The 17,472-nt window shown below is 32.7% G+C and carries 27 protein-coding genes and 2 pseudogenes; 16 read left to right on the top strand and 13 right to left on the bottom strand.

Features of this window, described 5'->3' with window-relative positions; all coding sequences use genetic code 11:
• Positions 1 to 16: 16 nt before the first annotated feature.
• From AC1DKZ_RS10375 to AC1DKZ_RS10365, 3 genes and pseudogenes are all read right to left on the bottom strand, one after another.
• The gene (locus tag AC1DKZ_RS10375; RefSeq protein ID WP_429688359.1) at positions 17 to 205 is read right to left on the bottom strand and encodes a DUF3970 family protein; all 189 of its coding nucleotides are present in this window, start codon (positions 203 to 205) and stop codon (positions 17 to 19) included.
• Positions 206 to 274: 69 nt separating this feature from the next.
• Positions 275 to 1,060, bottom strand: a complete 786-nt coding sequence (locus AC1DKZ_RS10370; protein WP_476996156.1) for a class I SAM-dependent methyltransferase — start codon at positions 1,058 to 1,060, stop codon at positions 275 to 277.
• Between the two features lie 227 nt (positions 1,061 to 1,287).
• Positions 1,288 to 1,615, bottom strand: a pseudogene (locus AC1DKZ_RS10365) (hypothetical protein).
• Positions 1,616 to 2,099: 484 nt separating this feature from the next.
• Here AC1DKZ_RS10365 and AC1DKZ_RS10360 point away from each other — a divergent pair.
• From AC1DKZ_RS10360 to coaW, 8 genes are all read left to right on the top strand, one after another.
• Entirely contained in the window at positions 2,100 to 2,252 is a 153-nt protein-coding gene (locus tag AC1DKZ_RS10360; protein ID WP_078179002.1) for a YqbF domain-containing protein, read from the top strand.
• A 170-nt stretch (positions 2,253 to 2,422) separates the two neighbouring features.
• Positions 2,423 to 2,857, top strand: a complete 435-nt coding sequence (gene exsC / locus AC1DKZ_RS10355) for an exosporium protein ExsC (RefSeq protein ID WP_002165595.1) — start codon at positions 2,423 to 2,425, stop codon at positions 2,855 to 2,857.
• Between the two features lie 293 nt (positions 2,858 to 3,150).
• Complete coding sequence (locus tag AC1DKZ_RS10350) at positions 3,151 to 4,353, top strand: MFS transporter (RefSeq protein WP_219302716.1); 1,203 nt, start codon at positions 3,151 to 3,153, stop codon at positions 4,351 to 4,353.
• 165 nt (positions 4,354 to 4,518) lie between these two features.
• Complete coding sequence (locus tag AC1DKZ_RS10345) at positions 4,519 to 4,821, top strand: hypothetical protein (protein ID WP_214933168.1); 303 nt, start codon at positions 4,519 to 4,521, stop codon at positions 4,819 to 4,821.
• A gap of 178 nt (positions 4,822 to 4,999) precedes the next feature.
• Complete coding sequence (locus tag AC1DKZ_RS10340; protein WP_113937515.1) at positions 5,000 to 5,368, top strand: hypothetical protein; 369 nt, start codon at positions 5,000 to 5,002, stop codon at positions 5,366 to 5,368.
• A 176-nt stretch (positions 5,369 to 5,544) separates the two neighbouring features.
• The gene (locus AC1DKZ_RS10335) at positions 5,545 to 6,744 is read left to right on the top strand and encodes an LL-diaminopimelate aminotransferase (RefSeq protein ID WP_476996155.1); all 1,200 of its coding nucleotides are present in this window, start codon (positions 5,545 to 5,547) and stop codon (positions 6,742 to 6,744) included.
• A gap of 55 nt (positions 6,745 to 6,799) precedes the next feature.
• A complete protein-coding gene (locus AC1DKZ_RS10330) occupies positions 6,800 to 7,198 on the top strand; it encodes a 3-hydroxyacyl-ACP dehydratase FabZ family protein (protein ID WP_429688363.1) in 399 nt (132 codons plus the stop codon).
• A 27-nt stretch (positions 7,199 to 7,225) separates the two neighbouring features.
• Positions 7,226 to 8,047, top strand: coding sequence for a type II pantothenate kinase (gene coaW / locus AC1DKZ_RS10325; RefSeq protein ID WP_476996154.1), 822 nt, complete (start codon positions 7,226 to 7,228; stop codon positions 8,045 to 8,047).
• Positions 8,048 to 8,062: 15 nt separating this feature from the next.
• Here the strand turns inward: coaW and AC1DKZ_RS10320 are convergent, their stop codons facing one another.
• The 6 genes from AC1DKZ_RS10320 to AC1DKZ_RS10295 form a co-directional block, all read right to left on the bottom strand.
• Positions 8,063 to 8,572, bottom strand: a complete 510-nt coding sequence (locus tag AC1DKZ_RS10320; protein WP_476996153.1) for a 2'-5' RNA ligase family protein — start codon at positions 8,570 to 8,572, stop codon at positions 8,063 to 8,065.
• 117 nt (positions 8,573 to 8,689) lie between these two features.
• Positions 8,690 to 9,169, bottom strand: coding sequence for a CcdC family protein (locus AC1DKZ_RS10315; RefSeq protein ID WP_476996152.1), 480 nt, complete (start codon positions 9,167 to 9,169; stop codon positions 8,690 to 8,692).
• A 32-nt stretch (positions 9,170 to 9,201) separates the two neighbouring features.
• On the bottom strand, positions 9,202 to 9,867 hold the full coding sequence (locus tag AC1DKZ_RS10310; RefSeq protein ID WP_476996151.1) for a DUF4052 family protein: 666 nt from the start codon (positions 9,865 to 9,867) through the stop codon (positions 9,202 to 9,204).
• 2 nt (positions 9,868 to 9,869) lie between these two features.
• Positions 9,870 to 10,742, bottom strand: coding sequence for an ATP-binding cassette domain-containing protein (locus AC1DKZ_RS10305; RefSeq protein ID WP_012261132.1), 873 nt, complete (start codon positions 10,740 to 10,742; stop codon positions 9,870 to 9,872).
• Complete coding sequence (locus tag AC1DKZ_RS10300) at positions 10,739 to 11,119, bottom strand: GntR family transcriptional regulator (RefSeq protein ID WP_000805182.1); 381 nt, start codon at positions 11,117 to 11,119, stop codon at positions 10,739 to 10,741. Before AC1DKZ_RS10300 ends, AC1DKZ_RS10305 begins: the two co-directional genes overlap by 4 nt.
• 169 nt (positions 11,120 to 11,288) lie before the next feature.
• Positions 11,289 to 11,882, bottom strand: a complete 594-nt coding sequence (locus tag AC1DKZ_RS10295) for a DUF4825 domain-containing protein (protein ID WP_476996150.1) — start codon at positions 11,880 to 11,882, stop codon at positions 11,289 to 11,291.
• 441 nt (positions 11,883 to 12,323) lie between these two features.
• Here AC1DKZ_RS10295 and AC1DKZ_RS10290 point away from each other — a divergent pair, with 441 nt between their 5' ends.
• The 7 genes from AC1DKZ_RS10290 to AC1DKZ_RS10260 are packed head-to-tail and all read left to right on the top strand — an operon-like array spanning position 12,324 to position 13,481.
• Positions 12,324 to 12,464, top strand: a complete 141-nt coding sequence (locus AC1DKZ_RS10290) for a YrzI family small protein (RefSeq protein WP_002065958.1) — start codon at positions 12,324 to 12,326, stop codon at positions 12,462 to 12,464.
• A gap of 27 nt (positions 12,465 to 12,491) precedes the next feature.
• Positions 12,492 to 12,635, top strand: coding sequence for a YrzI family small protein (locus AC1DKZ_RS10285; RefSeq protein WP_000142704.1), 144 nt, complete (start codon positions 12,492 to 12,494; stop codon positions 12,633 to 12,635).
• Positions 12,636 to 12,663: 28 nt separating this feature from the next.
• The gene (locus AC1DKZ_RS10280) at positions 12,664 to 12,807 is read left to right on the top strand and encodes a YrzI family small protein (protein WP_000668987.1); all 144 of its coding nucleotides are present in this window, start codon (positions 12,664 to 12,666) and stop codon (positions 12,805 to 12,807) included.
• Between the two features lie 26 nt (positions 12,808 to 12,833).
• Positions 12,834 to 12,977: a YrzI family small protein gene (locus AC1DKZ_RS10275; protein ID WP_476996149.1), complete on the top strand. Its 144-nt coding sequence runs from the start codon at positions 12,834 to 12,836 to the stop codon at positions 12,975 to 12,977.
• 26 nt (positions 12,978 to 13,003) lie between these two features.
• Positions 13,004 to 13,147 carry a YrzI family small protein gene (locus AC1DKZ_RS10270; RefSeq protein ID WP_476996148.1) on the top strand — a complete coding sequence of 48 codons (144 nt, stop codon included), beginning with the start codon at positions 13,004 to 13,006 and terminating at the stop codon, positions 13,145 to 13,147.
• Positions 13,148 to 13,172: 25 nt separating this feature from the next.
• A complete protein-coding gene (locus AC1DKZ_RS10265) occupies positions 13,173 to 13,313 on the top strand; it encodes a YrzI family small protein (protein ID WP_000672237.1) in 141 nt (46 codons plus the stop codon).
• Between the two features lie 27 nt (positions 13,314 to 13,340).
• Positions 13,341 to 13,481, top strand: a complete 141-nt coding sequence (locus AC1DKZ_RS10260) for a YrzI family small protein (protein WP_002013395.1) — start codon at positions 13,341 to 13,343, stop codon at positions 13,479 to 13,481.
• A gap of 222 nt (positions 13,482 to 13,703) precedes the next feature.
• Here the strand turns inward: AC1DKZ_RS10260 and AC1DKZ_RS10255 are convergent, their stop codons facing one another.
• Positions 13,704 to 14,789, bottom strand: coding sequence for an AI-2E family transporter (locus AC1DKZ_RS10255; RefSeq protein WP_002136851.1), 1,086 nt, complete (start codon positions 14,787 to 14,789; stop codon positions 13,704 to 13,706).
• 149 nt (positions 14,790 to 14,938) lie between these two features.
• On the opposite strand from AC1DKZ_RS10255, the gene AC1DKZ_RS10250 reads away from it, so the two are divergent.
• Positions 14,939 to 15,760 carry an HNH endonuclease gene (locus AC1DKZ_RS10250; protein WP_000189680.1) on the top strand — a complete coding sequence of 274 codons (822 nt, stop codon included), beginning with the start codon at positions 14,939 to 14,941 and terminating at the stop codon, positions 15,758 to 15,760.
• 228 nt (positions 15,761 to 15,988) lie between these two features.
• Here AC1DKZ_RS10250 and AC1DKZ_RS10245 read toward each other — a convergent pair whose 3' ends face one another.
• From AC1DKZ_RS10245 to AC1DKZ_RS10235, 3 genes and pseudogenes are all read right to left on the bottom strand, one after another.
• Positions 15,989 to 16,081, bottom strand: coding sequence for a putative holin-like toxin (locus AC1DKZ_RS10245; RefSeq protein ID WP_087942988.1), 93 nt, complete (start codon positions 16,079 to 16,081; stop codon positions 15,989 to 15,991).
• A gap of 266 nt (positions 16,082 to 16,347) precedes the next feature.
• Positions 16,348 to 16,521 (bottom strand): annotated as a pseudogene (locus AC1DKZ_RS10240) (alkanesulfonate monooxygenase); the annotation flags it as partial.
• Between the two features lie 41 nt (positions 16,522 to 16,562).
• Positions 16,563 to 17,342 carry an exosporium leader peptide-containing protein gene (locus AC1DKZ_RS10235; protein ID WP_476996147.1) on the bottom strand — a complete coding sequence of 260 codons (780 nt, stop codon included), beginning with the start codon at positions 17,340 to 17,342 and terminating at the stop codon, positions 16,563 to 16,565.
• Positions 17,343 to 17,472 lie beyond the last annotated feature (130 nt).

The raw sequence follows: 17,472 nt of genomic DNA, 5'->3' as shown, positions 1-17,472 counted from the left end.
TAATTAAAAAAGCCACCTATTTATTGGCGACTTCAATCTTTTTATAAGATAAATATGCTAGTACACTTTTGCTTGAATCATATTTCGGATTATTCCCTTTTCTCGGTTCTCTCATATGTGTTTTTTCAAACCCAGGAATGTCAGGCATTTTCTCTAAAAATTCAAGCATATCTTCCTCAGTTCCCTCAATACGTACACGAATCATTATTACTATTCCTCAATTCTCATTTTCTCTGTACTAAGTATATCGTACATCAGAAAGACTGCAAGAAATTTATCTTTTTAATGTTGAACTTTTTTTACATACGAACAGTGCCATTTCAGTATAAAACGATTCAATTTTATTGTTTCCAAATTGAATTTTGAAAAATTCTTGCATTTCATTTGATGTTTTCATCATACACTCTGTTAACTTTACACGTTTTTGCATAGGAACATCCATCATATCGCACCACCAATCAAAATCGAACTTCTTGTCAAAAGTATGACATGACTGCATTTGCAAACCATGTTTTTCTAATAAAGTAATCCATTCTGTTTTTTTCAAAGCTCGTTCATGGCTTGGATCTCTCTTCTTTTCGATAAAGTTATAAAATGTATCAAACTCATTATTTTCTGGTGAAACGTTATCAATTAATATAAATAACCCATTATCTTCTAACGTTCGATTTACTTCAAAAATAAATTGCAAAGGATCAACAAAGTGATGTGCTGCAATTCGGCATGTAATTGTATCAAAGGATTCATCAGCAAATGGTAACCTTTCTGCATGTCCTGCTACAAATGATACATTTTCATGTCCGTTCCCTTCTATAAAACCTTTTGCTTTTTCTAACATTTTTTCTGTTAAATCAAGAGCGACTACCTCTTTGAACATTGAGGCTAACAAATTAGCAACATGTCCACCACCGGTAGCAATATCAAGAAGACGAGTATTATGACGAGTTTCAACTTGCTGAACTACATATTGTAAATCCAGTCCTTTTGCATGAATTTTACTTTTCACATACTTCTCTGCATTACTACCAAATTGTTGTTTCACAAGTTCTTCTTTACTCACTTCTATCATCTTCTTTCTATAAAGTATTATATTTAATTTATAAGTTCTCTTTATATAATTTCAAATCCTCTTTTAGTTTAGTCTCGTCTCTTGTATTAGAGACCTTCTATCAAAAAAATTTAACTCTTTTATTTTTAAGCACAAAACAAAAAAAGTTATGGGGAATTATCCCACACCCCCCCAAAGTATCTCTTATATTTGAGGATCTTCTTACACGTCTAAATAACTTAATCCCCCTGTAACTTCACAATAATTTCTACTTCGCTATTAGTAGCCTCTCTTGCATGCAATCCATATTGGTCCATGCCAATCCATATCCACCCAGGACATATCTATGTTGAAATGCTTCAACTTAGTAAGCTCTGACCTAATAAATTTATCCCTACTAGCGATTTCCTTATCAAGCAAGCCATATTCTTTCCCATTTTCAAATAGCGCTATCATCTTTCCTGCAAGTGGATGTATACGAACAATAAATTGATATTCTTTTTCATTTATATTCGCTACAATCGTACTAGAATCAGGTACATCACATCTAGAATTCGGCATATTCATATCGGTCAGCTCCTTTATTGATTTCATTAATATCATAACAGGTTAATATTTAGATATTATTAATATAATGTAAAAAATATAAAAGCTGACTTCCCTTTAGAAATCAGCTTTTACACATTGTTTATCTTTAAACTTTTTACAAATTTTATAATGTTTCTTTCTCTTCATCATTTCCGGAAACTAAATCTCCTAAAACATCCACCGTAACTTCAACTACAAATTCACAAATCCCTGCTACAACTTCTCCAATTACTTCCTCCATCTTTCTACCCCCTTGTTTTATGGAACCTATTTGTAGTATAGAAGATACTGGTTAATTTTAACTATCGGCAAAGGTGACAAAAACATTACAGATTTGTAAGCTATTTCAATGTTTTTTTGAATTTATACTTCTCCCCTTTGAAACTTTAAGTATTATTAACAACCAGATAGGTCATCATAATATAAAGTATTTAAGAATCCTAATTTAAAGGAGGCGTGTAAAATATACTACGTAAAATTAATTAAAGGTCAATCTTTCTATGCTTTTGATCAACGATTCTTAGTGTCTCATGAAGAAGAGGTTTCGGAAAAAATTTTTAATTACTTACGCCGGAATGAATTCTTCGAAGTACGTAAAGAAGAATATTCCGCCTAAAGTATGAAAAGCATCAAAAAATGACTCTCATAATTGGGATTTTTTCTTGATGCTTTTATATTATCTCCCTTTATTCAACATTACTCCTCAATTCTCTTAAAATCTTATAATATATGTCCAAGCTAATTCATCGTTACCTTCATATTTTAGTATATGAGGAGGTGACGAATATGACTCATATCATTGATTATCAAGCTACTCAACCTTTAAATAAAACAGGTGAAACAACTTTTGTAATTCCCCATTCCCCAGAAAAAGCAATTCTAGCAAGTATTAAATTAAAAATTTCAAGAAGAGATTCACGTAATAATCGAGTAGAATTAATTGCTACAGTTGGGGTTAAAGGTATAACTGAGATTTCACAAGTTTTATTCCGAATTTTCCGTGACAATACAGAAATCTTCAACGCTCAAGTAGGGATTGAATCTACAGATTCTGAGCAATTTTACGCGCAAACATTTCAAGCTATAGATCAAAATGTTAGCTGCGGGACTCACGAGTATTCATTAACTGTAGAAAACCTTACTAGTGGTGCAAGTGCAGACATTGTTGGTCCTCTGTCTTTTAGCGGCTTAGCTATTGGACAAGATCATAAGTGTTGCTAATTTAATCTATTTTGGTTTTTTGAGAAAAGTAAGACGTATTATCTGCGTTCTTACTTTTTTTATTTTACCCACACTTACCTTCCCTTTGAATTTACTTGTGAATTTTTTGTATTTTTAGTTACCCATTGTATCACTTAATTCATCATTTTTTTACAAATCAAAAAGATTGAAATCCATTAATGAAACACGTAATATAGACTCTGACTCTAAAAAAGTTCGTTAAAAATAATACATAAAATAAGGAGGTTTTATATACGAGTTTTTCATTTTAAAAGACAGAGAGGTTTTACATTATGTGGCGTAATAAAAATGTTTGGATTGTGTTAATTGGGGAGTTTATTGCTGGTCTAGGGTTATGGCTTGGTATTCTTGGTAATCTTGAATTTATGCAAAAATACGTCCCTTCTGATTTTATGAAATCCGTTATATTATTTATCGGACTGTTAGCTGGTGTTCTAGTCGGTCCAATGGCTGGGCGTGTCATTGATCAATATGAAAAAAAGAAAGTTCTTCTTTACGCTGGATTTGGTCGTGTTATTAGTGTTATTTTCATGTTTTTCGCTATTCAATATGAAAGTATCGCTTTCATGATTGCATTTATGATTGCACTTCAAATTTCCGCGGCATTTTATTTCCCTGCATTACAATCTGTAATTCCACTCATCGTTAATGAACATGAGCTATTACAAATGAACGGTGTACATATGAATATCGGTACAATCGCTCGTATTGCAGGTACTTCACTAGGTGGCATTCTTTTAGTTGTAATGAGTTTACAGTATATGTATGCCTTCTCAATGGCAGCATACGCTTTATTATTCCTCTCAACTTTCTTCCTACAATTTGAAGATAAAAAATCCGCTACATCAAGTAAACAATCAGCTAAAGATAATAGTTTTATGGAAGTATTTCGTATTTTAAAAGGAATCCCTATTGCTTTTAAAGCACTTATATTAAGTATTATCCCTCTTTTATTTATAGCTGGATTCAATTTAATGGTTATTAACATTAGCGAAATGCAACATGACCCAACAATTAAAGGATTCATATATACAATTGAAGGTGTAGCGTTTATGTTAGGTGCATTCGTTATTAAACGTTTATCTGATCATTTCAAACCTGAAAAGTTACTATATTTCTTCGCATTTTGTACCGCTTTTGCACACCTTTCGTTGTTCTTTAGCGATATTAAATGGATGGCACTTGCCTCATTTGGTTTGTTTGGATTTAGTGTTGGCTGCTTCTTCCCTATTATGTCGACAATTTTCCAAACGAAAGTCGAAAAAAGCTATCACGGCCGTCTCTTCTCATTCCGTAATATGTTTGAAAGAATTATGTTCCAAATTGTCTTACTCGGCACAGGCTTCTTCTTAGATACGATTGGATTACAGTATATGGTTCTAATTTTCGGAGTCATTTCATTGTTAATTATATTTATTTCCCTATCTAAACAGAAACGATTTGAAAAACAAACGTCGCAATCTGCAAATTTATAAAACTAATACTTCTTAAGAATGGATCCCGTATTTTACTGGGTCCATTCTTTTTGAATTTCAAGGATTAAAATCTATTCTCTTTATGTAGTTCAAATATTTAAAGGATTATCCCCTACTACTTTCGAATAAAATAAATTACAGATTTTTCAAAAAGGAGCTGTGGAAATGTCTGATGGCATCCAATTATTAATTACCCTTCTGTTTTCATTCATTATGTTTGGCGCCCTTAATTTTTTAGCCATTTCCCTATCCCAAAATAACTTTAAAAGAAGAATTGTTGCAGGTTTCTTATTTTTACTGTTAACTCCCATTATCTTTTTGACTACTACAGCATTCACCTCTATATTCGATAAAGGTGGATTTGGCGCAGCTAACCTAGCCTTTATTATTGCAAATATGTATGTTGTAAATGGAATTGTCATTCTTCTTTCCGCTTCATTTATCCTCAAAAGACATAACATAAGATAGACCATTAGGCATGAATCTGGCATTACACTAGATTCATGCCTTTTTATTTTGAAATCCCACCCTTCTCCAAATTTTTATGTGAAATTTATTAATTCTTTATAAAAATTTAAACTTTATTCATTACAATATTCCTATCGTATTCGCACATTTATAAAAACTAATAAGAAAGGAGTACACAATGAAAAAGCTTCTATTTATTTTCCCTATATTAATCGTTCTACTTAGTGGATGTAGCAATAATGATATATACGGTTCTTGGGAAGTCATTGATAATAAAAAAGGTGAATGCCCTGTGTATTATAAATTTGAAACAGTTGTAAAAGAAGAAAAGAAAGAAAAGGTTGTTCACAATTTAGTGGAAATGCAAACAACAACTAAAAAAGAGGATTTATTTAAAGGATCGTTTGTTAAAAATTCTAACGTGTATCGTATTGATTATGGTAACTCGTTTACATCAGATCAATCTTTAAAAGTTGTCGATAATGAATTAAATGTATACTTTTTTACAACTGAAAAAACATGTACATATAAAAAAACAAACAATTAATCTTCATTTATAACGTAGAAAATATTTTCTACGTTATTTTTATATTCCCCCTTATTATCCTCCCTCTAAATTTGTCAATCGTTTTAATTTTCATAAAAAAATGATAAAATGTAAACATGTGTTTTCAGAATAATTAAAAATACAGAAAGAAAACACTGTTTTTAGGAGGGGTTTTGATGACTTACACTTTAGCAACTAGAATGAAAGCATTCCAATCTTCTATATTTAGTGAATTAGGCGCCTATAAAAAAGAGAAAATTACAACAGGTCATAAAATGATCGATTTAAGTATCGGGAATCCTGATATGCCTCCTGCTGATTTTGTGAGAGAAGAAATGGTACATACAGCAAGTGCAAAAGAAAGTTACAGATATACATTATCTGGTATTCAAGAATTTCACGAAGCTGTAACTGAATATTACAACAACACTCATAACGTTATTTTAAATGCCGATAAAGAAGTTTTATTATTAATGGGTTCACAAGACGGACTCGTTCATTTACCGATGGTTTTTGCAAATCCGGGAGATATTATATTAGTTCCTGATCCTGGATATACGGCTTATGAAACAGGAATTCAAATGGCCGGTGCAACATCTTACTACATGCCATTAAAAAAAGAAAATGATTTCTTACCTAACTTGGAAGTTATCCCTGAAGAAATCGCCAATAAAGCAAAGATGATGATTTTGAACTTCCCAGGAAATCCAGTTCCAGCAATGGCACATGAAGATTTCTTTAAAGAGGTAATCGCATTCGCGAAAAAACATAATATTATCGTTGTCCATGATTTTGCTTATGCTGAATTTTATTTTGATGGTCAAAAGCCAATTAGCTTCTTATCTGTACCTGGTGCAAAAGAAGTTGGCGTTGAAATTAATTCTTTATCTAAAAGTTATAGTTTAGCTGGTAGCCGTATTGGTTATATGATTGGTAACGAAGAAATTGTCGGCGCGCTTACGCAATTTAAGTCTAATACAGATTACGGTGTGTTTTTACCAATTCAAAAAGCTGCATCCGCTGCATTACGACACGGCGCTGCATTTTGCGAAAAAAACCGTGGAATTTACCAAGAACGTAGAGATACTTTAGTGGACGGATTCCGCAAATTCGGTTGGAATGTCGATAAACCAGCTGGAAGTATGTTCGTTTGGGCTGAAATTCCGAAAGGATGGACTTCGCTAGAGTTCGCTTATGCACTTATGGATCGTGCAAATGTCGTTGTCACACCAGGCCATGCATTTGGTCCTCATGGCGAAGGTTTTGTTCGTATTGCACTTGTTCAAGATAAAGTAGTATTACAAGAAGTAGTTGAAAACATTAAAAATAGCGGTATTTTCTCTATTGAAAAAATAGAAGAATTAGTTAAGAATTAATAATAACTCCCCTGCTTAACTTTAGCAGGGGTATTATTATTCCTGGAGGTACGATATGAATATTAAAGATACTCTTCCCCATCGCTATCCATTTTTAATGATTGATAAAATTACAAACGTTAAAGAATCTCAATCAGCTACAGGATACAAACTGATCACAAATAACGAGTGGTTTATTAATGAAAATCAAAACTATATGCCTCATATGCTAATTGTAGAAGCACTGGCTCAACTTAGTGCTTTTGTAAGTACAGGTGAATCTGAGGGACTTGGTTTCCTCTCCTCTTTAGATAGGGTGGAATTTCATGAAAATGCGTATCCCGGTGATAAACTTGACTTACATTATGAATTAACACGTAACAGACGAGGTTTTGTTCTTGGGAAAGGAATTGCCTCTGTAAACGGTCAATCAATCGTTACCATTGAAAAGCTATTAATATATCAAGCTGATTAAACAGATTACATAGTAAGGGGTAGGGAAATGCGGAATGTTGTTGGTATTGATGCTGGGGGAACATTAACAAAAATTGCTTACTTTAACGAAATGAACAAATTAGTTTTTAAAAAATTTTATTCATATGAACAAGAAAGAATTAAAGAATGGCTTCATAATAATAATTCAATTACACAATTATGCATTACAGGTGGTAAAGCTACACAGTTAGAACAACTCCTTTCAAGTTCATATAAAATAGTAGAATTAAACGAGTTTGAAGCAACTTTAGTAGGAGTACGCTACATACTAAAAGAAGAAAAACGTGCTATAAACAACTTTTTATTAACAAATATTGGTACAGGCACTTCCATTCACTATGTTCATGACAAGCAATATGTTCGCGCTGGTGGAACTGGAGTTGGCGGTGGTACTATTATGGGTCTTTCAAAACTATTAACAAATATAGATCATTTTGAAGACGTGATTCCTCTTACGAAAATTGGTTCAAGAAACAGTCTAGATATTACAGTTGGAGATATTTATGGTGGGATTCTCTCCCCTCTTGATAATAACTTAACTGCTAGCAATTTCGGAAAAGCGACCATTACAGACTCAAATTATAGTAGTTCAGATATACTAGCTACCGTTCAAGGACTTGTCGGTGAAGTCGTCACAGCATTAAGCCTTCAATTCGCCGAAGCAAAAAACATTGACCATATCATTTACATCGGTTCTACTCTATGTAATAACGTACATCTTCAAAATATTATAAGTAGCTATACAAAATATCAAAACAAAATACCTGTCTTTTTACAAGACGGCGGTTATAGTGGTGCGATTGGTACTTTACTTCATGGTATGAAATAAAAAAGCTGACTTTTGTCAGCTTTTTTGCAATGGTACTTCAAATTCAATAATTGATTTTCCATTCTCACCAATTCGTTCCACACTAATCCTATTGATTACACAGTTCAACTTCTCATGAAAACTAGGAATCTCCTTCGCTATTTCAGTTGCTAACTCAGGGCTACTTTCTCTTCCGACTGTTACGTGCGGTATGTACGGAATGTCTCTTTTCAAAAATCGTAATAAGGGGCCTGTATACAATTTATCATGTAGTTTTTCTATTTGTTCTTTTCCTTGCTCAATTTCTAAAAATAAATAGTCTCCTATACTAGTTACACCACTTGCAAACTTAATCTCAATTGTACCTATCCCTTTTGCTAGATTCGAAATATGCGATTTCAATTCATCATTTGAAATATTACCTTCAAAAGGAAATACAATTGTTATGTGGGGAGGAATTAAACCAAATAAAGGATCGTGTATTTCTCGAATACTTTCTATCTCATCAGTAGACATGTTATTTAGAAAAAGTAAAATTGTACGCATTTTTATATCCCCCACTCTCCTCAATTTTTTATATTTATCATATTGCATGGTAGTTTGCACTTCAACAAGTTATTTCACTTACATAGAAAAATAAAAAACTTCTCAAATGAGAAGTTTTCATATAGCATGATTATTATTTTCCCGCCAAACTTTCCTAAACTTTATATAACAAGCAATCCTCCACGGAATAATATATGATATTGCAATAACGTAAAATAATAAACCTATTGTTTGCGGATCTAAGCCAACGATATATTGTCTTGAACTATATCTTAAAATAACAATTCCGATAAAAGTAATTAAAAAGGCAGCACTTTTTTTCGTATAAATGTTTCCGTCTTCTCTTCGCTCATAGTTTGTTAGAAATATAAGTGGGATTGCGAAAATCACCCCACTGGATGCTGCTATAGTCACTTGTAATATAGCTGGATGTACTGGACCAAAAAACAATAAAATACCCGGTGTTAAAAATAGTAATGGCCACAAAATACGTTTTCCCGTTCCCTTTATCGGCTTATACATAGAACGATATCGTCGCCAAAAAATTAGCAGTGCCACGCATAAAAAGACGGTTATTAGTGAAGAAGTATCTCCCATACAGTCTTCCTTCTCTCTTAAAGTATTTGTGCTTAAATCGTATCCTCAAAAGAAACTTTACGAATAAATAGAGCGCTAATTATAAAGTATATTAAAATAAGCACTATCGAAATTGATATAAAATTGGGTATATCAAGTAACGATTTACTATCAATAAATACCAATTCTTTCAAACCTACCTTACCATAAATTGTACTCGTCAACCCCAAGAAAAAAATCACACTAAAAGCAAAGCCTATCCAATTAAATCTTTTCTGAAAAATAGTTGTTAATTGAAATAAGCTAGCTAATAATAGATAGAACACGAACTGTGCAAAGAATTGTTCAATTGTATGTGCTCCTAAATTTATATGTTTCGTTTCATAAAATGTACCTTGTAAAAGCAAAACTTGTAGAAATGAAAAAATTACTGATTGTAATATGATAAAACATACTGAACCAATAAAGAATTGTAATCTAGTAACGCCAAATGAGACAACTGTACGAAATATGTCATCTTGAACAAGAAAAACACTTGCCACAATAAATATTGCAATTGCAATAGATGAATTATTGAAGATATCATGTAAAAATGCTACCTTTAGTCCCTTTATATCAGTTACAGTTGTTGTCCATTTTATAAATAATGCCACACACCAAAAGATAAGAATAGCCTTATAATGAAATTTCATATGTAACTTTAATTGTTTTAAAAGCATTTTCATTTCACCTCATTATCTGTTAGATAAATAAATAGTTTTTGCAGTGTTACTCTGCCTATTTCTAACCCTTCAGTTTCTATTAGCTCATAATCTCTAGCAGAAAGATCTCCCCATATCGCAGAAATCTCTTTATTCCCATACAACTCTTGTTTTACAACATTTTTCCCCATTAAAAAATTTGTCACTTTATCTTTATGTCCTGATATTATGTGTCCTTTTTCTAAAAAATCTTCCACAGAGGATTGAACAGCTAACGATCCTTCTTTTAATATGATTACATTTTCTATAACATGGGACACTTCCTCAACTAAATGTGTTGATAAGATGATTGTTCGTGGATATTCACTATAATCTTCCAATAATAATTCGTAAAACAACTCTCGATGTGCTGCATCTAAACCGGTAGTCGGCTCATCAAAAATAGTAATTGGTGCTCTACTAGCTAAACCTTTAATAATACCAACAATTGTTTGCATACCATGGGATAAATCATAATATTTTTCTTTTGCATTCAATTGAAATTTTTTAATAAGTTCCTCAGCATATTCTTGATCCCAATTTTCATAAAACATGTTACACAAATAAAAAACATCTTTTACCTTACTACTTAAATTAATGTTTTCTTTCACCTTTACGAAACAAATATTTCGCATCGCTTTACTATTTTCAAATACATTTTCACCAAATACAGATACGCTTCCACTACTTGAAATAATCTGACCTGCGAGTATGTTTAATAAAGTTGTTTTCCCCGCTCCGTTTCTTCCAAGCAAACCATATATTTTATGCTCTTCCAATGAAATAGTTACTTCGTTAACAGCTAATTTCTTTTTATATTTTTTAGACAAGTTTTTCGTTTCAAGTGCAATCATCCCTCTTTCCCCTCCTTCGTAATTTTGTGTATCATGTCCATCAATTCGTCTTTTGATATTTCTAGTACTTTTGCTTCTTCCCACACTTTAGGTAAATACTCAGTCATAAAAGTATTTTGTCTTTTTTTTAGTACGACTTCTTTTGCTCCCTTTGTAACAAACATCCCGATCCCTCTCTTTTTATATAAGATCCCCTCATCTACTAGTAGATTTACTCCTTTTGCAGCTGTAGCCGGATTAATTTGTAACATCTTCGCAAATTGATTTGTCGACGGGACTTGTTCTTCTTCAAGTAATATGTCTTTTAAAATATCAGATTCAATTGTTTCTGCAATTTGTATGTATATTAACTTATTTTGTTCTAGAGTAGGTTTCACGATTTCACCACCTTAGGTTCATAGGTTCATTATTTATGTAATTAACCATAGCACAACGTTATATTTTTTTCCATAATTTTCATCAAAAAAAGAATCATTCGATACTGAATGACTCCCTTTAAAAAATGTCCGTATTTTCAATCGTTAAATAACCATATCTTCCTCCATATCACTTAGATTCCCGCACAGGATGTTCATTAAAAAATTGCTTTCGAAAATCTTTATTATTAACTAGCTTTTCTATTTTTTCTTGATTACCGTAAAAGAAATTCATTACGATTCCCTTATTCCATATAAGATTATCCTTTGGTAAATCATTAAATTCTTTATACAGTATGGGTAAAAGTTCTTCTCTTTTTAATGCAAAACTTTGATTTTCAACCCGAAACTCATACCCTTTCGCATTTGGTACTAAAACTGCAAGATAAATAGCATTAAAGAGTAAATTCTTCTTCATCGTATCCTTCCCATCAAACCAATACGTCTCAATCATTTCTTCTGTAAGATTTCCATTCTCTTTTGCACCATATTCCACTTTAATATTTTCATTTTCTAAATTTAAACTTTGAACTGTTTCACCACCAGGTAAGTTTGTAACAATCGCAATAACGTCGGAATTATTTCCAACGTATGTCCCCGTATATTTTTTAAAAGCCCCAGGTTCAATATGTGATATTTCTTTTATTTGCTCCCCATTAGAACAAGCAGTAACAACTAATAAAATTGTTAGCATAACACCTGCTATTCTATTCATATACTTCATTAGACACCCCCACGTTCTATTTATTATCCAATCCATACAATGTATCCTTTAAAAAGCCCTTTTAAATATACGCATTTTAATCAAAATTAAAAATTTTCACTTTTTATGTTTACAATTATCCATTAATTGTATATAATTACTAACGTAAGAAAAATATTCTAAAAGGAGGTCGAAGGAAATGATGAAATTACAATTGCATGCTTTAACTTTAGCGTTAACTGTATCTGTGTTTTTCGGACAATTAAATATGAATTCGACCACCCTAATGGAGAATTAAAAATCGTACTTTATTTCTTTTAATTCATAAATTCGCCACAGGAGGTCGTATACTTTCCTGTGGCTTTTTCACGCCCAGCCATAGGAAAACGATATCTTCCTGTGGCTTTTTTGTGCGATTTTTTAGTCTCATACATTATTTTTTAAAGAAAGGAGCAACATTCGATGACTATTAGCGTATTGTTTTTAAGTATTACGATTCAAAGAAATAAACTTTCCAAAGCTGAAATTCTTCATAATGAGCAAATTACAAAAGCTATGAATGATGTTAAGGAGCGCCAAGTGCTTTATTGCGATCACCTGTAATTCCTTTTCGAAAGGAGGAATTCGTCTATGACTTTTCATATTTTCTTTTTTACGACAGCACTTCAGAAAAAAACGTTATCTGAAGCTGAAATCTTTCGTAAACAACAATTAAAACAAACTATGGATAAAATAACGGACATTAAAAGTTCGTATTATACACAAATGTACTAAAAATATTTTTAAAAGGGGCAATATCCTAATGAAATTCAAAGCTTTCTTTTTAACTATCACCATTCAAAAACGTAAATCTTCAAAAGCTGAAATCTTACGTGAACAACAAATTAAAATTATTATGGACGAAGTAAAAGAGCGTCAGTCCTCTTATTACAATCGYCTTTACTAAATAMATTATAAAGGGGTAATTTCCTAATGAAATTTAAGGCTTTCTTTTTAACGATTACCATTCAAAAACGCAAACTTTCAAAAGATGAAATTTCTCGTGAACAACAAATTAAAATTATTATGGACGAAGTAAAAGAGCGTCAGTCCTCTTATTACAATCGCCTTTACTAAATAAATTATAAAGGGGTAATWTCCTAATGAAATTTAAGGCTTTCTTTTTAACGATTACCATTCAAAARCGYAAACTTTCAARAGATGAAATTTCTCGTGAACAACAAATTAAAAATATTATGGATGATGTGAAAGAGCGTCAGTCCTCTTATTACAATCGTCTTTACTAAATAMATTATAAAGGGGTAATATCCAATGAAATTCAGAGTATTATTTTTAACAATTACCATTCAAAAAAATAAACTGTCTGAGTCTGATATGCTTCATGACCGACAAATTGAGCAGGCTATGTACAACGTAAAAGAACGACAAAGTCATTATTGTAGTCACCTGTAATTCCTATTCGAAAGGAGGAATTCATGTATGAGGTTTCACCTTTTCTTTTTAACCATTACGATTCAAAAAGAAACTATATCTGCAAATGAAGTAAAACAAGAGGAACAGTATAAAAAGATTATAGATGAAATTCGTGATCGTAGAAGCAAGTACTACACTCACCTATAATTGTTTGAACTTATATTAGAAATGAAAGGAGTCGATTATGATGTTAATAACGCGGTGTAAAGAAATGATTTGGATAGTTCAGAGGGATTCCACATAGTTCATTTAACAAAAATTCACCGCCTGATTTGATGTGTAAAAAATATACAATAATAAGTATTTCATACACTAAAAAATAAAAGATACACCCCTTTTTATTAAGCGGTGTATCTTTCTCAACATATTCTATTTCCGTTTACTTCGTTTCGTCTTAAACAATCTCACTAAGTTCGAAACAACTGTTTTTGTTACCGCATAAGCTGGTACTGCTAAAATCATTCCGATAATTCCCGCGAAATTACCTACCCCTAAAATAAGGATGATAATTGTCAACGGATGGATGTTTAATTTTGAACTCATAATACGCGGTGAAATGATGTTACTTTCAAACTGTTGTACGATAGTTACTATAATAATTACGTACAGAGCTTGCATCGGAGATACGAACAGACCTATAATGACAGCTGGTGCTGCTCCGATAAATGGACCTAAGTTCGGAATTATATTTGTAAATGCTGCGATAATTCCTAAAACGAAAGCATACGGTAAACCGATGATTAAATAACCAGTAAATGTAAAGGCACCAATAAACATACAAACTAGCGCTTGACCTTGAATATATGCAGATAATGTTTCGTTCGTTTCCTTTATGATACGAAGTCCTTCTTCACGGTAAGACTCTGGTAATACACTAACAGCTTTTCCTGGAAATGCATGTCCATCTTTAAACATATAAAATAAAATGAACGGTACTGTAAAGATAACTAACGCCACGTTCGTGATAATACCAAATAAAGCCGTTGCACTCGACGTAAGTGTGTTTGGTATTTCCTTTAAGTATTCAATTGCATTTTTCTCAATTGTCTCAATGGAAACGTAGTTTTGTGTAGATAGCCATTCAAATAATCTATGATGGGATAGATCTTGTATGTATACTTTTCCCTCTTTTATGTAAGTCGGCATATTTTTTACTAAATCCATTAACTGTTGTGAGATGGTTGGAACGACTACTCCAATAGCAACTCCAGTTAATGTAATGATAAAAAGGTACAGTAGTAAGATCGCTAAACCTCTAGGTACTTTTTTATTCTCCAAAAAGACTAACACAGGGTTAAATATGAAGTATAAAAATAGCGCGATTAAAATTGGGAAAAATAATGTTGATATGAAGATACCAATCGGTTGAAATAGAAACGATATTTTTGTGCAAATAAATATAATTCCTACAACCATCAGCACTTCTAATGTCCAAAAGTGCACTTTCGATTTCAAAAAAACGTCCTCCTTTAAACTAGCACTTCTCTTCATTGTACCAAATTAAACTTAGATTTCACATAATATTTTCCTTTACAATATTCCAAAATCCCATTAAATACACTACAATGAGATTACAGACAAATTTGCAGGTAAAGGTGATAAATATGACACAATGCATCATTTGCAGAAAAGATACGAAAGAACTTAGTGAACAATATGTCATTCCAGAGATATTATGTGGATATTATTTCATAAACTCAATTTGTGATTCATGTCATGAACATATGACAACAAATATTGATCGTCCTTTAATTAGACATAAATTAAGTCAATATAAGATTGAGCAAATGAAAAAACAAATCGATTCCCCTCTCTATACGAATGAGCATGGTGAGGAGCTAGCAGCCGCTGAGACAGATGTAGTCGAAGTAAGTGATGAGATACTTTATTCCAATGCATTAATTATGAAACTATGTAAAAAGCACGATATTTCATTACATAATGAAATTTGGAAAGAAGAGCGCGTAACAAAAGTAGCTAGTTCTATTCAACGTGAATTGCTTTTAGATAACCGTAAATATAAAATGAGTGTATTAAAAATGGCTTATACTTTTGCTGTACAAACAATTGATGGCTACTTTGACGATCCAGATGCGATTGATATTTCTACCATTCTATTAAATGCCGATTTCATGGAATTAAAGGAAAAGAGTATCGTTCGTGACTTAAGCAAAAGCTCTTTATGGAATACATTAAATACAACGAGCGAAAACCATTACTTTATTTTACTTAGTGATAAAGACGGTCTATTCTGCTTCATTCGCCTATTTGATATTTTTGATGTTGTTGTTCATTTATCAGAAAAAAGATACAATCTTCCATCACCAATTGTCGGCGTAAATAATGTAGACAAAAAAGGATTTTTTGTGGAAAGTTTAAAACAGTATATGGATGGGCTATTTAAAGAAACTACACGTTCTATTTAATTGAAACCAGAACATACGGTCTCCTTTCTTCATGAAAAGACACTGTGTTATAATGAGTATGAAAAGAACAATACAATCACATAAAACAATTGAAACCTGTATATAAATAAAAAAGACTAGTGTGCGGCTACACACTAGTCCACGTAACTTAGCAGATTGGATTGTTCATTTATCCTATTTGTTTCGTACAAACACAACAACCCACATTCTATAGGCATAGGTGGGTTGTTATTTTTTGAGCTTGTCAATTAAGACGACAATAAACGTTAACAATGCAATGAGAAACAGTCCACCTTGCAATAACAACGAAATTTCACTCACTTATTATCACCCCCCTCCTACTCGGAGAAGTGATAATTGAACAACCAACCGTACCTTAAGTTACTATTTAATTTTACCATATTTTCTAATAGTTTACGATGAAAACCCGCAAGTGAAATACTTGCGGGTTTTTTATCCCGTATTAACAGGCAGTAAACAAAATGAAGCAAAACATTGGTGAAACTGCCTGTAAATGCCCGATTGGTTCAACCAATAATCCTTTGGGACAATTCACCCAAAGGATTAAAATTTCACTTTATTTCTCACTATTTTTTTAATGCATATGCATCCGCAATCATTTCACCAACAATTTTATTTTCTTGTTCCTTTTCGTCTTTCAATAATGGAAATAATAATTCTGCTACTTCATACACTTCTTCTAAATGCGGATATCCTAATAAAACAAACGTATCAATTTCTAACGCTTCATATTCACGGATCTCCACTCCCTTGAGGAAAGCGAATTCTTTCGTTTCATTCATTATATTGGTCCGTCAGCAAATCTAAACAGAGCGAAACTACCTGCACTAAAAGTTTGTATTGCTCCAGTTGTATTTACACCATTTTCTATAGTTACTGAAGTTGGTGAATTATTAAAAATGCTTATTGTAGTGCCAGCAGCATAATTAGCTACCTGTGATATTGTAATCATACCTGCACCATTTGCATTTGAAGCTGGCACAATAGGAACACCATTAATTGCAATTGCAAAATTAGAATTTGGTGCTGTGCCTACATTAAAGTTTAATTGGGCACTAAGATAATAAAGACCAGGTGTAACTATTGTAAAGGTATCTACGTTATTATAAGTTATTCCGACAACCTGTATATTTGGCCCAGGGGCCGTAGGAAGTACTACAAGACCCCCACTAGCAATTGTTTGCGTATTAATACTACTATTTGCGAATGGTTGTAAAATAGCTGCAACTACTCCGGTTGGTCCCGTTGGTCCTGTCGGTCCGGTTGATCCCGTTGGCCCCGTCGATCCTGTTGGTCCCGTTGGTCCTGTCGGTCCCGTTGGTCCCGTCGATCCTGTTGGTCCTGTCGGTCCGGTTGATCCCGTTGGTCCCGTCGCTCCTGTTGGTCCCGTTGGTCCTGTCGGTCCCGTTGGTCCAGGATCTCCTGTTGGCCCAGTTGGCCCCGTTGGTCCAGCTGGGCCGGTTGGGCCTGTGCAACATGGGCCGGTTGGACCGGTTGGACCTACAACAAGAGGCGGAAAAGCACATGGGAAATGACATTTGTGTTTGTCAAATCGCTTCAAAATACTCACCTCGTATTACATGTTTTTACATCTCTCTACATAATAATAATCAAGGGTAAAAGAATGCATGTACAATAAGAGAAAAACCAAAAAACACCATAATTAATTCATTTATCCCCTTATATGTATT

This window comes from Bacillus sp. 05T21, assembly GCF_056396785.1.
The sequence above is the reverse complement of the archived record's forward strand: the minus strand, read 5'-3'. Positions and strand labels throughout refer to the sequence as shown.